The sequence below is a fragment of the Agarivorans sp. 2_MG-2023 genome (assembly GCF_030548085.1).
Taxonomy (GTDB): Bacteria; Pseudomonadota; Gammaproteobacteria; order Enterobacterales; family Celerinatantimonadaceae; genus Agarivorans.
Genome location: NZ_JAUORQ010000007.1, coordinates 41591 through 55295, shown reverse-complemented (window position 1 = coordinate 55295; position 13705 = coordinate 41591). Strand labels below are relative to the sequence as shown.

The 13705-nt window shown below is 43.1% G+C and carries 13 protein-coding genes; 9 read left to right on the top strand and 4 right to left on the bottom strand.

Features of this window, described 5'->3' with window-relative positions; translation table 11 throughout:
• Positions 1-64: 64 nt before the first annotated feature.
• The 3 genes from Q4549_RS11965 (at position 65) to Q4549_RS11955 (ending at position 1739) form a co-directional block, all read left to right on the top strand.
• Complete coding sequence (locus Q4549_RS11965) at positions 65-592, top strand: RodZ domain-containing protein (RefSeq protein ID WP_303514523.1); 528 nt, start codon at positions 65-67, stop codon at positions 590-592.
• Between the two features lie 123 nt (positions 593-715).
• Positions 716-1237, top strand: a complete 522-nt coding sequence (locus Q4549_RS11960) for a DUF2058 domain-containing protein (RefSeq protein ID WP_137672409.1) — start codon at positions 716-718, stop codon at positions 1235-1237.
• Positions 1238-1424: 187 nt separating this feature from the next.
• The gene (locus Q4549_RS11955; RefSeq protein WP_137672408.1) at positions 1425-1739 is read left to right on the top strand and encodes a DUF496 family protein; all 315 of its coding nucleotides are present in this window, start codon (positions 1425-1427) and stop codon (positions 1737-1739) included.
• Between the two features lie 54 nt (positions 1740-1793).
• On the opposite strand, the gene Q4549_RS11950 is transcribed toward Q4549_RS11955, so the two are convergent.
• Positions 1794-3527, bottom strand: a complete 1734-nt coding sequence (locus Q4549_RS11950) for a PAS domain-containing sensor histidine kinase (protein ID WP_303552062.1) — start codon at positions 3525-3527, stop codon at positions 1794-1796.
• 695 nt (positions 3528-4222) lie between these two features.
• On the opposite strand from Q4549_RS11950, the gene Q4549_RS11945 reads away from it, so the two are divergent.
• The 4 genes from Q4549_RS11945 to Q4549_RS11930 all read left to right on the top strand — a co-directional run bounded on the left by Q4549_RS11945 (position 4223) and on the right by Q4549_RS11930 (position 7910).
• Complete coding sequence (locus Q4549_RS11945; protein WP_303552061.1) at positions 4223-4933, top strand: hypothetical protein; 711 nt, start codon at positions 4223-4225, stop codon at positions 4931-4933.
• A 983-nt stretch (positions 4934-5916) separates the two neighbouring features.
• The gene (locus Q4549_RS11940; RefSeq protein ID WP_303552060.1) at positions 5917-6228 is read left to right on the top strand and encodes a hypothetical protein; all 312 of its coding nucleotides are present in this window, start codon (positions 5917-5919) and stop codon (positions 6226-6228) included.
• Positions 6229-6257: 29 nt separating this feature from the next.
• On the top strand, positions 6258-6617 hold the full coding sequence (locus tag Q4549_RS11935; RefSeq protein ID WP_303552058.1) for a hypothetical protein: 360 nt from the start codon (positions 6258-6260) through the stop codon (positions 6615-6617).
• Between the two features lie 990 nt (positions 6618-7607).
• The gene (locus tag Q4549_RS11930) at positions 7608-7910 is read left to right on the top strand and encodes a hypothetical protein (protein ID WP_303552056.1); all 303 of its coding nucleotides are present in this window, start codon (positions 7608-7610) and stop codon (positions 7908-7910) included.
• 58 nt (positions 7911-7968) lie between these two features.
• Here Q4549_RS11930 and pntB read toward each other — a convergent pair whose 3' ends face one another.
• Together pntB and Q4549_RS11920 are read right to left on the bottom strand one after the other, a co-directional pair.
• The gene (pntB, locus tag Q4549_RS11925) at positions 7969-9369 is read right to left on the bottom strand and encodes a Re/Si-specific NAD(P)(+) transhydrogenase subunit beta (RefSeq protein WP_137672404.1); all 1401 of its coding nucleotides are present in this window, start codon (positions 9367-9369) and stop codon (positions 7969-7971) included.
• 13 nt (positions 9370-9382) lie between these two features.
• Entirely contained in the window at positions 9383-10942 is a 1560-nt protein-coding gene (locus tag Q4549_RS11920; protein ID WP_137672403.1) for a Re/Si-specific NAD(P)(+) transhydrogenase subunit alpha, read from the bottom strand.
• A gap of 415 nt (positions 10943-11357) precedes the next feature.
• Here Q4549_RS11920 and Q4549_RS11915 point away from each other — a divergent pair, with 415 nt between their 5' ends.
• Positions 11358-11801 carry a hypothetical protein gene (locus tag Q4549_RS11915; protein WP_303552051.1) on the top strand — a complete coding sequence of 148 codons (444 nt, stop codon included), beginning with the start codon at positions 11358-11360 and terminating at the stop codon, positions 11799-11801.
• Between the two features lie 730 nt (positions 11802-12531).
• The gene (locus Q4549_RS11910) at positions 12532-12657 is read left to right on the top strand and encodes a hypothetical protein (RefSeq protein ID WP_255437773.1); all 126 of its coding nucleotides are present in this window, start codon (positions 12532-12534) and stop codon (positions 12655-12657) included.
• A 109-nt stretch (positions 12658-12766) separates the two neighbouring features.
• Here the strand turns inward: Q4549_RS11910 and Q4549_RS11905 are convergent, their stop codons facing one another.
• The gene (locus Q4549_RS11905) at positions 12767-13651 is read right to left on the bottom strand and encodes a LysR family transcriptional regulator (protein WP_303552049.1); all 885 of its coding nucleotides are present in this window, start codon (positions 13649-13651) and stop codon (positions 12767-12769) included.
• Between the last annotated feature and the right edge of the window lie 54 nt (positions 13652-13705).

The following is a 13705-nucleotide window of genomic DNA, read 5'->3' as shown; positions in this document are numbered from 1 at the left end:
GAGTATATATGAATTTTTCAGCTATTATTACTAATCAAAGGTTTAAGCGTATTTGAGGCGACTAATGCTGAGATTCTTATGTAATATCGGTTTGGCCATATTATTGGTAATAGGCTTAATTGAAGCGTGTATTGCTGATCAAAGCGCCCAGCCTGCGCGCTTACATAAACCTGAGCAACCGATTGAACGCCCCATTCCTAGTCACCCTATTGAACACCCAATGCGGCCTATTTTACCTATTCGCCCACCTACGCAGCTGCCTTATCGTTGGCAAGGTTCACGCACTTATTACTGGGTTGCACCTAGCGATCAATGGCAGCCAGAAACATTACGCCCCGATCAGGTGATAGAGCTAGAGATTGAAGCTGATGACCGCGCAGAGTTATTGGTGATTGATGGTCGCGACAAAGTGGTGTTTGACGGTTGGCTAGGTATGGGGGATTTGCGAACATGGCAGGTGATGCACCCGGCGTCGCTGTATTTCTCGCAAATAGAAGGTTTTAGCTTACGGTTGAATGGCAGCGACATTGATTTGTCGGGCTACCCGCAAGACCAACCTTTGTCTCTTACCCTGGCGCCAGAAGAGGAATAAGCCTTAAGCTGTGTTACTGCCAGCGTGGCTAATGGTTCTAATTAGTAGCTGCTTGGCGTATTATCTAGGCCACTGGCATTGCAGCCAAACCACTCATTAATAGATTGAAGGTATTCATTTCTCATGGCCAAGTTATCACTGCAAGAGCAAATGCTTAAAGCAGGTTTAGTCGACAAGAAAAAAGCCAAAAAAGTAGGCAAAACCAATAAAAAATCACGTACTTTAGCCAAAGAAGTGAAAGCCGCCGCAGAGCAATCGCGCACAGAACAGCAGCAACGAGACGCCGAACTGGCTCAGCAGCAAAATGCCGAAAAAGCCAAAAAGGCGGTAGCTGCGCAAATTAAGCAGCTGATCGAAATGAACATGCTAGACAGAAAACGTGGTGACGAAGCCTATAACTTCAATCATGGTAGTTTGATTAAGAAAATCTACGTGACCGATGAGCTGCGCAAGCAACTCAGTAATGGCCGTTTAGCGATTGTTACGCTAGGTGAAGCGTATGAAGTAGTTCCTACCATTGTGGCTGAGAAAATAGCCCAACGCGATGAAAGCGTGGTGGTGCTAATTAACGACCCAAGCCAAGATGTAATTGATGAAGATGATCCTTATGCCGATTATCAAATCCCAGATGATTTGATGTGGTAAAGGAAAGTTAGATAGAACAAAGCCGCTAAGTAGCGGCTTTGTTGTTTTAAGGCTAGGCTGAAATAGCCACGCCGTTTGATCTAGCTTCGGTGAAACCACGCTTTGTTTAAATAAAGATTGCCGAAAATATTCAAGCGAGTAAGTTAATCATAAGTGTGCATTTAAGGTTTAACACCACTTAGGAGAAATGATGGAAAAGCAAGCTGTAGGTAGTGTATCCAAGGTATTGGAGTTTGTTTCTATGAGTCGCAGACGCAACAAATTAAAGCGTGAAATGGTGGATATTGATAAGAAAATTCGCGATAACCGTAAGCGTGTAGATTTGCTCGACAATTTGGAAAACTACATTCAAGACAACATGAGTGTTAGCGATGTTAAAGCAATTATCGAGAACATGCGTGCCGACTACGAAGACCGTGTTGACGAATACACTATTAAGAACGCTGATTTGTCTAAAGAACGCCGTGATTTAGCTAAGAAATTGAAAGACGCAAAAGGTTAATTTACCGCTGTGTTTTTTATAGTAAGCCGCTAACCTTAGCGGCTTTTTTGTGGGCTAATCCAAAGGCAAGCTCACCACAAACCGAGCGCCTTTACCTTTCACACTTTCGCAGTGAATATTGCCGTTAAAGCGCTGAGTAATAATGTTATAGATAATACTTAGCCCTAACCCAGAGCCACCGTGACCGCGATTAGACGTGAAAAAGGGTTCAAATATCTTATTTACTTGTTCAGGCTCTATGCCTTCGCCACTATCTTCAAAGTACAGCTCCAAGTATTGGTTTTTCACCATGAAATGAATTTTGATTTCGCCGCTATCACTGTTGGCAAAGGCATGAATCATTGCATTGTCGATAAGGTTGGTGATGATTTGGGCAATGGAACCTGGATAGGTGAGCAAGCTTAAGGTTTCATCACCGGAGAGAAATACTCTAATATTTTTCTTGTTGGTTTTTGGTGTCATTGCATTAACGACATCGTGTAAATATTGCATTAATACTATCTGGCGTTTTTCATCGTGTGACTGATCAACCGCAACCATCTTAAAGTTGCTCACCAAATCTGATGCCCGTTGTAAGTTGCGAAGGATTAACTCACTGCTTACGTTGATATTCTCGCAAATATTGTGAAACTTACTTTTACTGATATTGCCACTGAGTACTGCTTGATCTAAATCGTTCGACAACTCAGTTAAGTGACTAGAGCTAGTCACTGCTATACCCAGTGGAGTATTGATCTCGTGAGCGACCCCTGCCACTAACCTGCCTAATGCCGACATTTTCTCTGTTTCTACCAGTTGGCTTTGGGTGGTTTTAAGTTCCTCAATCACTTTTTCCAGTTTAGAGTTCGATTCACTTAGTTGCTCGGTACGTTTAGTCACTCTTTCTTCAAGTTCCGTTTTGGCGCTATGTAACTGTTGTTGAGTTTGCTTTAACAGGGTTATGTCATCGTAAGTTCCCACTAAGCCCACCACCACATCGTTTTTGGTGATGATCGGACGCTTCGATGTTCGCAGCCAGATTTGAGTACCATCTTGGTGGGTTTGCGGCTCCTCTGAGCTAATCATGTGTTTACGTGTTTCCATTGTATGCGCATCGTCTGAGCGATATAGCTCGGCTTGTTCAGGAAAGGTGTCGAAGTCATTTAAGCCAATAATATTTTCGGGCTTATCTATAGAAGCATCAGTGGCAAAGGCTTGGTTGCAGCCTAAATAACGAGAGCTGCGGTTCTTCCAAAATACCCGCTGTGGCATGAGGTCGAGAACGATCTGATAGGTGTCGAGCTTAACCGACGCCACTTTATGCCTATGGTGGCTGAGCAGTAGGTTATTCAGCACCCAGTAACTCGCTGGAAAGGTGCTAAGTAAGTTGGGCGCAGTTTCTGCTTGTACCCCGAGAACACCAATTAGAGTCTCGGCCTCAAAAAATGGAACCAGCTGAATACTGCAGTCTTGTTGGGTTGAAGAAGAAAAGCCAAGCTGTTGGTCTAGCTCATTACAGCTTACAGCACACTCTTGCTTACTCTGGCTTAACTCACGTAAATAGTTGGGAAGCTGGGCTTCAGCAGAGGTCGATTTAGCCTGACTCAGCCTTGCTGTGGGCTGGTGATAGCGGCAACTGCTTAACTGTAACTCGTGATTGTCTTTGTCATTATAAATATGGCTAAGGCTTAAATAAGGGCTATCGAGTAGTTGGCTCAAGGTATCTAAGGCTTGGTTAAAGTGGGCAGACTTAGTGAATTCGACAGCAGAGTCTTGGGATATTTGAGTAATAAATTCGAGTTCTAACAAAGCTCTTCCCTTGTTTCAGATTCGCTTAGCTAAAAATAGTTGAGGGAAGGAGAGATAGGCAAATATTAAGCTGAAGATTGATACGAAGAATTTTTAAATCCAGGGTCATTGTTCATACCAAGTTTGCAGTGACCTAACTTTAGATTCAAAGGAAGAAGTGCCGCTAAGGCTTTTATGGGGATAAAGCCGCAGCACTCATTACCGTGTTTGAGAGGGAGGGTGGATAGTGTCTTTACCTAAACAAAATAGGCAAAGTTGCTTGTTTGTTGCACTACAGCAAGAAAGTAAGCAATTGCGTTTTTGTTGCTTGTTACTGGTTAAATTCATCTTTTTCATATCACTCTACCCGTTGTTTCGACCGAGTTAGGTTAATGCGAAAAGACAACTTTTTGTGCCACTTTGCGCACGAAGCCTTAAATTCACGATTTTGTTAATTCTTGTATAAGGGTTTGTTTCTCTCCCCACCTTAGTAGATTACTAATGATGAAGCGGTGTCGGGATATGGAGACAGATCTCAGTTTGCATACTTTATTGATTTTTTTGTTACTTGATTGTCCCTAGTCATTAAGTAGCACTTTATTTTTTGCTTTTATGTGTTTTTAGTTATTGTTATTAATGGCTTTTATGACATGCCATTAGTCCTTAGCTAATACAAAGTTTTTATTTAAAAAATCAATAGAAAAGGAAGTTAGTTGATGAAGTCATGGCACGGAGAAGCAACCGTCGGTTTAGATTTTTATGCAATCGGCCACGAAGCGATTTACATGGGCTCGGAGTCAAATGAGGGCGAGGGGGAAGATATCGCAAAAAACTTAAGCGAAGGAATTACCCCAGCAAAGGCTATGCCTAAAGATACTGAAACATTGTTATTAACAACGATAACACGAGTTTCAGCTGATTCAGCTAGATATGAAATAACGGTTACCAACAAAAACGGCAAAGATGAAAACGATGAGACTATGCAATTTAGTGGTCAGGCTTCGTTTGATGACGCATATGGTCATTTAAAGTCATCTCTTGGAGAAAACTTTGAAGAATGCGAAGATAATTATAGTATTCCTAGAGCCAGTTATGGGTCGTTATGGGCTTTAACTATATTTGGCTTTTTAACATGGTTGTTTTATAGCTTGGGCGATAGTTTAGCGGCGGAAGGGGATGAGTTAAGAGGCAAAAAAGCCAAGTTTTTAGTTTCGGTGGTCGATACTCTCGGTCAAACAGGGGTTGCCATTATTGGTGGTAGTCTGATGTTAATTACCGCTATTTATTTGGTATCGAGAATTCGAAACCCTCCTGCTTATAAGGTTTTGCATACCGGTAAATATAAAGCCTCAGGCCCAGTGCGCGTTACTTTTAATTACGCCATTTTAGCCCTTGTCTGGTTTTTCTTAGTACGAGCTTTTATTTAGTAATGTAACAGTAGATAAACGTTAAGGCTGTTTTTGAACCAGCCTTAGCGGGATGTACTAAGTTTTGATTGGCTAAAACTTAGTACTCAAAAGAAACTCCGCCCGCATCCCCTTGATTCCTTGGTTGCTCGTTTGCAAGTGCACCTCGGAAACTCGCTGTGCTCAAACAGTTCTCGGCTTCATCACTTGTTCACTCCGCTACTCGGCGGAGATGATGGTGTTTTGAAAGAGAACTGCGAGCTTGAGTTTTTATTAGTCTTATTTTGAGCCAATGCTTGGTGTTGATTTAGGTTTCGCCTTGCCGGCGATGAACTAAGCTTTGCTCGGCTAAAGCTTAGTAGCAAAAGAAAGGCCACCCCGCATTCCCTTTTACCCTGCGTTTCTCATAAATTAGCGTGCCTTCGGAAACTCGCTTCGCTCAAACAGTCCTCGGCTTTATCGCTAATTTACTGCGATACTCAGCGGGATTGATGGGGAGGTAGAGCCGTCAGCGTCGGCTCTTGATCTCAATTCCCCTTCATCATCGCCGAGCAACGCAGGATGAAGATGATGTTAGGGCAGCCTTTCTTTTTCCTCTACTTTTCTTTGGCTGTTCAAAGAAAAATGGAGTCGCCGTCAGGGCGAAATCTGAATGTAAAGCACCCTCTAGATATTCAATGTTTGTGAGTGCAATCGCGAGAACAATTGGTCTTGTTACTCGACCTTACACCTGTGTTTGTTGTACGCAACGGTTTCGCTTTGTCGGCGACACTCGGGAATGATGAGTACAGAGATCGGTCAGTGTCGGCTTTTTATCTTTATTACCCTTACATTATCGCGGATTAATTCATTACTAATAATTTATTTAGCTTTTATATAACTGACTTATTTATCGTATCATGTTAACTTATTTGTCATTAGCGGTTTGGGGAGCCTAATAGCGTGGTTACTAAATAGACGAACGCTAATTAGTATGCTCTATTTTGATGTAAGGAATTAACTATATGGATATACCGTTATCATTTTTGGTTGAAAGTTTAGGTTTGCTCATTGCTGCTAAGCTCCTAAGTGTCAATTTGAATTTTGTTACCGCTCCCCTTGTTATTCTTCTTGCTTCTGTGGCCACCTATTTCTTGCCGACTCTATTGGGAGTATTGGTTGGCTTCATCATTTACATCGGATTAATTAAACAGTTTGATGGTAGTTGTGATTATTTAAAAATAATTGGCCTATTTGTGATCGGATTAGTTGTACAGAAAGGACTTTACCAATTAGTTATCTACCCAATTTTGTTCGATTCAGTGGTACCCGCATAAAACTCGAGTTTTTCAGAAAGGAAATTGAAGTGAAGTATATTATATTAGTGGTAGTCGTGGCAGGTGGTATATTTTTGTATAGCAAAAAGCAGCCTCCTACAGTTGTTGTGAGTAACCATCAAGAGCTATTTTTAAAATTAGATTCCAGTTCAGTATCAATTGATGAAGTGAAAGAAGGTGCATATTCTTTTTCAAAGTTTTTTTGTAATGACGAGGAGTATCAAACTTCTGGCGGCAAAAGTGTGACGTCTTGTCTTGCAAAATATGAAGACTTTAAAGAGATGTGTGCAGATCGAATATTCCCAGATTCTTCAGCAAGCTTTTCAGATAAAAAGCAGGTTATGGGTTTATTGTCTCGTTATACAAAGTGCGTTGGTGCTTCGACGTAACAGGTTATTTTACCGTTCTAAAGCTACTCGCTGATTTCAGTTTTTATAAATTACATTTGAGTCAGTGCTTGGTGTGGGTTCAGATTTCGCCTTGCCGGCGATGAACTAAGCTTTGCTCGGCTAAAGCTTAGTAGCAAAAGAAAGGCCACCCCGCACTCCCTTTTATCTTGTGTTTCTCATAAATTAGCGCGCCTTCGGAAACTCGCTTCGCTCAAACAGTCCTCGGCTTTATCGCTAATTTACTGCGATACTCAGCGGGATTGATGGGGAGGTAGAGCCGTCAGCGTCGGCTCTTGATCTCAATTCCCCTTCATCATCGCCGAGCAACGCAAGCGAGCTGCGGGTATAGGCAAAACCTGTTTGAGCGAAGCGAGTTGTTTTGACGCCGCTGTGAGTGAGCAACGCAGGATGAAGATGGTGTTAGGGCAGCCTTTCTTTTTCCTCGTACTAAGCTTTAGCTTAACAAAGAAAAATGATGCCATGGTTAGGGGGGCGGGATCAGTTCCGCAAGTACTTTTCTTATGTAAGAGCTTAACTAAAAGGGTTCGCTCTTGATCTCAATTCCCCTTCATCATTGCCGAGTAGCGCAATGATGAAGGGTATAGGCAAAACCTGTTTGAGCGAAGCGAGTTGTTTTGACGCCGCTGTGAGTGAGCAACGCAGGATGAAGATGATGTTAGGGCAGCCTTTCTTTTTCCTTAGTTTTTCTTTGGCTGTTCAAAGAAAAAGGAAGTCGCCGTCAGGGCGAAATCGGGCTTAAAGGTTTAGTTTATTCTGACTAAGCCCATTCTTTAACAGCGTTAGATTTTGATCTTTGTTATAACAGGTAAGTCAATCCTAATAGAAGTCATTATATATTGAATCATGAAAAGGTTTAGTAGGTTTATTGATGAGCATCCAATAGTTTCTTTTATCGGTTATCTATTGTGTTACCAAGCCTTATCTCGGCTAGTGATTGAGGTATTTAACCCGATATGTGGCAGTTTTATAATGAGTAAACGGCAGAACACCGTTGCTAGCTGTGACTGGGGAGTTCCAATTCCGTTTGAGTGGTTTTTGAATATATTTTTTGGCTGGGGGCCAATATTGGGACCTTTCATATCGGCGTTAATACTGTTTGGTATGTATTTTCTATTTTGGAAATCATGGTTCTCTGGGTTATCAAAAAAAGACGAAACGATAGTTAAACCTATGACTCCTTACGGTACTTTAGCCAAACACAAAGAGATTTTGTTAGCGTCTGGGGCTTCCGATAAAGATGCAGAGAAAGCTATTGCTAAGTACAGAGAGTAGTTTTTAAGCACAAAAAAGCCGCTCTAGGAGCGGCTTTCATATTCAACAAGCTATTTGCTTAGATATGAGAAAGGATCTTCTGAACCGTTTCTTTAGCATCACCAAACAACATGTCAGTATTTTCTTTAAAGAACAATGGGTTTTGCACACCAGCGTAACCGGTCGCCATTGAACGTTTAAATACCACCACTTTCTTAGCGTCCCATACTTCAAGCACTGGCATACCCGCAATTGGGCTGCCTGGCTCTTTAGCTGCAGGGTTAACCGTGTCGTTAGCACCAATCACTAGCACTACGTCGGTAGACGCGAAGTCTTCGTTAATCTCGTCCATCTCCATTACGATATCGTAAGGAACTTTGGCTTCGGCTAACAATACGTTCATGTGGCCAGGTAAACGACCCGCTACTGGGTGAATAGCAAAACGTACTTTAACGCCTTTATCACGTAGCTTTTGAGTAATTTCTGCTACAGGGTATTGGGCTTGCGCAACCGCCATACCGTAACCAGGAGCAATAATCACTTCGTTGGCATCTTTTAGCATTTCGGCTACGTCTTCAGCTTGCGTTTCAGTGTGTTCGCCTTGGTCTACGTCGCTGGCCACTACTGTGCCACCTTCGGCGCCAAAACCACCTAAAATTACGCTGATGAACGAGCGGTTCATGGCTTTACACATGATGTAAGACAGAATCGCGCCCGAGCTACCTACTAATGCACCGGTAACAATCAATAGATCGTTGCCTAACATGAAGCCTGCTGCTGCCGCTGCCCAACCAGAGTATGAGTTAAGCATTGATACCACTACTGGCATATCTGCGCCGCCAATGGCCGATACAAGGTTGTAACCAAATACAAAGGCGATAAGCGTCATAATCACTAGTGGCCACATAGAGCCGCTGTCCATGTACATGCTGCCTAAGTAGATTGATACCACAATCATGCCTAGGTTTAACCAGTGAGCGCCAGGAAGCGCTTTAGGGGCACTGCTGATAATGCCGCGAAGCTTACCAAAGGCCACAACTGAACCGGTGAAGGTTACCGCACCAATAAAGATACCGAGGAATACTTCTACGTCGTGAATGTTCTTAGCAACGGGGTCGATAAGACCGGTTACCGCATCCATTAACGAGCTGTGGTCGATGGCGCTTGAAAAACCAACCAATACCGCAGCCATACCTACGAAGCTGTGCAGCACCGCTACTAGCTCTGGCATTTCAGTCATTTCAACTTTAAGTGCTAAGCGAATACCAATGGCTGCACCAATTGCCATGGCAAGGGTGATGATCCAGCTACCGCCGGTAACCTGAGTGCTGGCTAGGGTTGCGATTACCGCAATCGCCATACCGATAATGCCAAATATGTTACCGCGTTGAGCGGTTTCTTGCTTACTTAAGCCGGCGAGGCTGAAGATAAACAATAGTGCAGCCACTAAATAAGCTGCAGATACAATACCTTGAGACATGTGACTATTTCTCCTATTTGTCTTTGCGGAACATTTTCAGCATCCGCTGAGTCACAGTAAAACCACCGGCGATGTTGATGGTGGCGATAAGCACGGCAATACCCGATAGCAATAATACTACCCAGGAGGTGTCGGCTTTCATTTGTACTAAGGCACCCACAATGATGATGCCACTAATGGCGTTAGTTACGCTCATTAATGGTGTATGCAGTGAATGGCTCACGTTCCATACCACGTAGTAACCAACAACACAGGCCAACATAAATACGGTGAAGTGCTGTAAGAAGTCTGCTGGAGCAGCATCGGCTACCCAAGCAAAGGCGGCGAGGCCAGCGGCTGCAATCAATGGTTTTACCCAAGGTTTAGCAGGCTTTTCTTCTACCACTACTTCTGGGGTTGGCGCTGGTGCTTCAACTTTAGGCTGGGCACTCACTTGAATGGCTGGTGGTGGGAAGGTGATTTCGCCTTCTTTCACTGAGGTTACGCCACGCAATACTTCGTCTTCGAAGTTGATGTTAATTTCGCCGTCTTTCTCTGGGCAAAGTAACTTAAGCAGGTTAACTAAGTTGGTGCCGTACAACTGGCTAGCTTGCGCTGGCAAACGACGCGAGATGTCGGTTAAACCAATAATGGTTACGCCATGTTTAACGGCAATTTCACCAGGCTCGGTTAACTCACAGTTACCACCAGTAGCGGCGGCCAAATCTACAATCACACTACCTGGTTTCATCAATTCAACCATGTCAGCCAAAATCAGCTTAGGTGCTGGGCGACCAGGAATTAATGCGGTGGTAATGATGATATCGACTTCTTTGGCTTGTTCGCGGAACAAGGCCATTTCGGCATCAATAAAGGCTGCGCTCATTTCTTTGGCGTAACCGTCACCGTCGCCAGTGTCTTCTTCTTCGTAATCTAACTCTAGGAACTCAGCGCCCATTGAGTTGATTTGCTCTTTAACCTCAGGGCGAGTATCAAAAGCACGAACAATAGCGCCTAGGCTACCTGCGGTACCCAATGCGGCTAAACCGGCTACACCTGCGCCAATAATTAATACTTTGGCTGGTGGTACTTTACCTGCAGCAGTAATTTGCCCGGTAAAAAAGCGACCAAAGTGGTTGGCTGCTTCAATAACCGCGCGGTAACCGTCTACGTTGGCAAGTGAACTACGCGCATCTAAAGATTGAGCACGAGAGATCCGTGGCACCATGTCCATGGCTAGCAAGTTAACCTTGGCGGCTTTAAACTTTTCTAGCAATTCAGGATTTTGTGCAGGCCATGCAAAACTGGCTACGGTTGCACCTTCTTTTATAAGGGCAAGTTCGTCAGTGGTATCGTTGCTGCCATCTAAAGGCGCATTCACTTTAAAAATGAGGTCGGCTTGAAAAGCCTGCTCTTTAGTTACGATATCTGCGCCGGCTTCTGTGTAAGCTTCGTCATTAAAGCTGGCCGCTGTTCCTGCGCCGCTTTCCACTGCCACAGAGAAGCCGAGTTTTAGCAACTGCTCTACGGTTTTTGGGGTGGCGGCTACCCGGCTCTCCTGGTCGAAGATCTCCTTAGGTATTCCGATTTGCATAGTGTGTTCCTGCTATTGGTTTTTATGTTGAGTTGCTATTTGGGCAACACGTCGCTGCATATTAAATATTTGTTAGTTCCTGCAAGTTAACTAACTTTACGCATTTGGTGTGATATGAAAGAAAACTACGGCCTAACAGTCAAGTAACTTCGCACAAAAGTATCGCTTATTTCTAATGGTCAAACCAATTTGTAAAGTTTATCGGTGTGATAGGTTATGCCTAGGTGTCATTAGGTTAGTAAAATGTAACGTCGTTCCTGTGTGATTCCAGAGTAGTGGCATGGAAATAGCTAGATACAACTACGTCTACTACTCTTTAGTAAAGGCTTTATGCCTAAGCAGAACGATTGCTTGATAAACCCTTAGCAATAAAAGAGGAAGTAGCTACATATACTAAGGTAGGTTGGAGGTCGTTATGGCTATTGCATTATCGTTAATTGTAACAATGTTGATGTGGGTAAATGTGGTTTATGCTAACACTGCGCTTAAATTTGATTTCAGCGTTGAGAACGAGCTCGAGCAACCCCAAGCAACTAAAAATTTATTTAGTGATATTAATTGGTTACAAGAGCAACAGTTTAATACTTCGCAAACCAATTCTGCCCAACCAGCGACTTCCTCTGAGCAACAATCTACTTTTTTACGCTACCAACAAGTGCCGCAATGGCGGGCCAATTGGCGCGGTGGCTTACGTTGGCAGGCTCAGCAAAACTTAATGTTTCGTGCCAAAGGTAACCGCATGTCTGGCCATTTAACCCTGTCGAATAAAACCCTATGTGCCATTTGCAAAACGCAAATCGATACCACTGTGTGGAAAAACGGCCATGTGCAATTACAGTTGCGTTCTTACTTCGAATAGCTTTGTCCTTGGCAATTATCAGGATATAATTTCTACTGGTAAAATTATTGGGGACTTAAATGGGCTATGTGCTGTTGGCCTTATTGTTGGTAATCGTTCTTCCTGCCGTTAGCTTTTTTCTTGGATACATCCATCTTTATTTGGAATATGGGGTCGTTGTATCGGCAACAATTATCGGACTGTGGTTGTTTTTCGATTTTGTGAAAATAAAAAAGCGCTAAGTCCAGTCTCCGCGGGGCTTAGCGATAACACATTATTTAAGTTTTTTGTCATTAATGATTTATTTGAATAAATATTCACATGTATTGAGGCTAGTAAACACTAACTTGTAAGTGATTGATTCATCTATTGTTATTCTCTGGCTATTTAAACAAATATAGCCAAATCTAATTAAACCAAGATCCCTACATATCAATTAGCTATAAGCCATTCTTTGGCGTTTTTTTGTTTTCGTTAAGTTGTTGATTTTATTAGTTAAAAATATTGTCGTTTTTGGCCGACATCTCCAAAGTGGTAAATTAGTACTTCACATTTCTGATAAAAGCCGATAGATTACCTCCCGCAAGACTGAGCTAGATCAAGAAAGAGTGGGCTAAATAGGATTTTTACCGATTATTTCTTGTGCAATTTTTATTCACTAGCTAGCCTTACTTACGCAAGTGGCAATAAGCAAAACATAAGCAGAAATAATACTTTTTTAAACTTGCAACAACCTAGGAGACTTATCTAAATGGAACAAGACCAACAGCAAACGATGCGTTGTTTTGCAACGGGTAAAGGCTTTTTTGTACGCCTGCCTATCAGTGAAGACATTGAAGCAAAAGAACCAGAATCAGATGTTGAAGCGGCCGAGTAAACTACGCTGTAGTTGCCTTTTAAACTCGTGACTTAATATTTACGCTTGTTACATCCTATAAACCGCTAGCCTAAACGCTAGCGGTTTTTTTATGCCCAAAGACAATTTGCTAATGTGTGTTTTGAATGTGTTGACGCAGGTGCTGCAGAAAAGCGCTGATATTGGGGTTTTCAAAGCGATGCGCTGGATAATAGGCACACACGGTGCGTTGCTCCGACAACAAACCCGGCACAACTTCAACTAATTTACCGTCTGTTAACTGTTGCTGAACTAAATCTTCGGAGACTAATACCACTCCCATATGGTGTACCGCTGCCTGAATAGCTGCCAGCGGGTCGTGAGTGATGAAACGAGAGGCTTGGTTTAATATTGTGCCGTCGTTAAATTTTACCCCTCCAGAGCGTATTTGCCCTTGTACTAATAACAGCGGAAGTTGCTTGAGTTGCTTGGCATTTTCTACTGGGCCATAAATAGACAAAAAACGTGGGCTGGCGAAGCACTTCACTGCGTAGTCAAATAAATGCAGCATGCGATAACTGGTACTGTCGAAGTTGTCGATTTGCCGACTGATGACGATATCTAAGGATAGGTCAGGAATCACTCCTGGCTCTATTTCTGATAGCTCTACTGTTAAATGTGGATGCATGGGTAAGAAGGTGGCGATAATGGGGGTAACAAAGAGGCTACCCGACACAGCAGGAGAGCCAATGCTTAAGTTGCCAGTTAATCCTTGGGTTGAGGGACCCAGTTGCCGGCGCATAGTGTCGAACTGACTTAACCAATCACAGCTTTGCAGATAAAACTGTTGGCCTTGTTCGGTGGTGCGCACCCGCCGAGTGGTGCGTAATAGTAGTTGGCAGTGTAGCTGAGACTCTAACCATGATATGCGCTTGCTACAAGACGATGTGGTTATGTTGAGCTGGTGAGCCGCTTGCACAAAGCTATTGCTTTCTACTACTGCTACATAGGTTTGCACTACATTTAGCCAATCCATTACTGCGCTCCTGTTTGATTGTTTCCTTCAGGGAAATAAATTATGTCTTTAATG

Bases quoted from the DNA above. Each gene is read 5' to 3' on its own strand.
- Q4549_RS11965 (WP_303514523.1), top strand. From the start codon at position 65: ATGCTGAGATTCTTATGTAATATCGGTTTGGCCATATTATTGGTAATA.
- Q4549_RS11960 (WP_137672409.1), top strand. From the start codon at position 716: ATGGCCAAGTTATCACTGCAAGAGCAAATGCTTAAAGCAGGTTTAGTC.
- Q4549_RS11955 (WP_137672408.1), top strand. From the start codon at position 1,425: ATGATGGAAAAGCAAGCTGTAGGTAGTGTATCCAAGGTATTGGAGTTT.
- Q4549_RS11945 (WP_303552061.1), top strand. From the start codon at position 4,223: ATGAAGTCATGGCACGGAGAAGCAACCGTCGGTTTAGATTTTTATGCA.
- Q4549_RS11940 (WP_303552060.1), top strand. From the start codon at position 5,917: ATGGATATACCGTTATCATTTTTGGTTGAAAGTTTAGGTTTGCTCATT.
- Q4549_RS11930 (WP_303552056.1), top strand. From the start codon at position 7,608: ATGAGTAAACGGCAGAACACCGTTGCTAGCTGTGACTGGGGAGTTCCA.
- pntB (WP_137672404.1), bottom strand. From the start codon at position 9,369: ATGTCTCAAGGTATTGTATCTGCAGCTTATTTAGTGGCTGCACTATTG.
- Q4549_RS11920 (WP_137672403.1), bottom strand. From the start codon at position 10,942: ATGCAAATCGGAATACCTAAGGAGATCTTCGACCAGGAGAGCCGGGTA.
- Q4549_RS11915 (WP_303552051.1), top strand. From the start codon at position 11,358: ATGGCTATTGCATTATCGTTAATTGTAACAATGTTGATGTGGGTAAAT.
- Q4549_RS11910 (WP_255437773.1), top strand. From the start codon at position 12,532: ATGGAACAAGACCAACAGCAAACGATGCGTTGTTTTGCAACGGGTAAA.
- Q4549_RS11905 (WP_303552049.1), bottom strand. From the start codon at position 13,651: ATGGATTGGCTAAATGTAGTGCAAACCTATGTAGCAGTAGTAGAAAGC.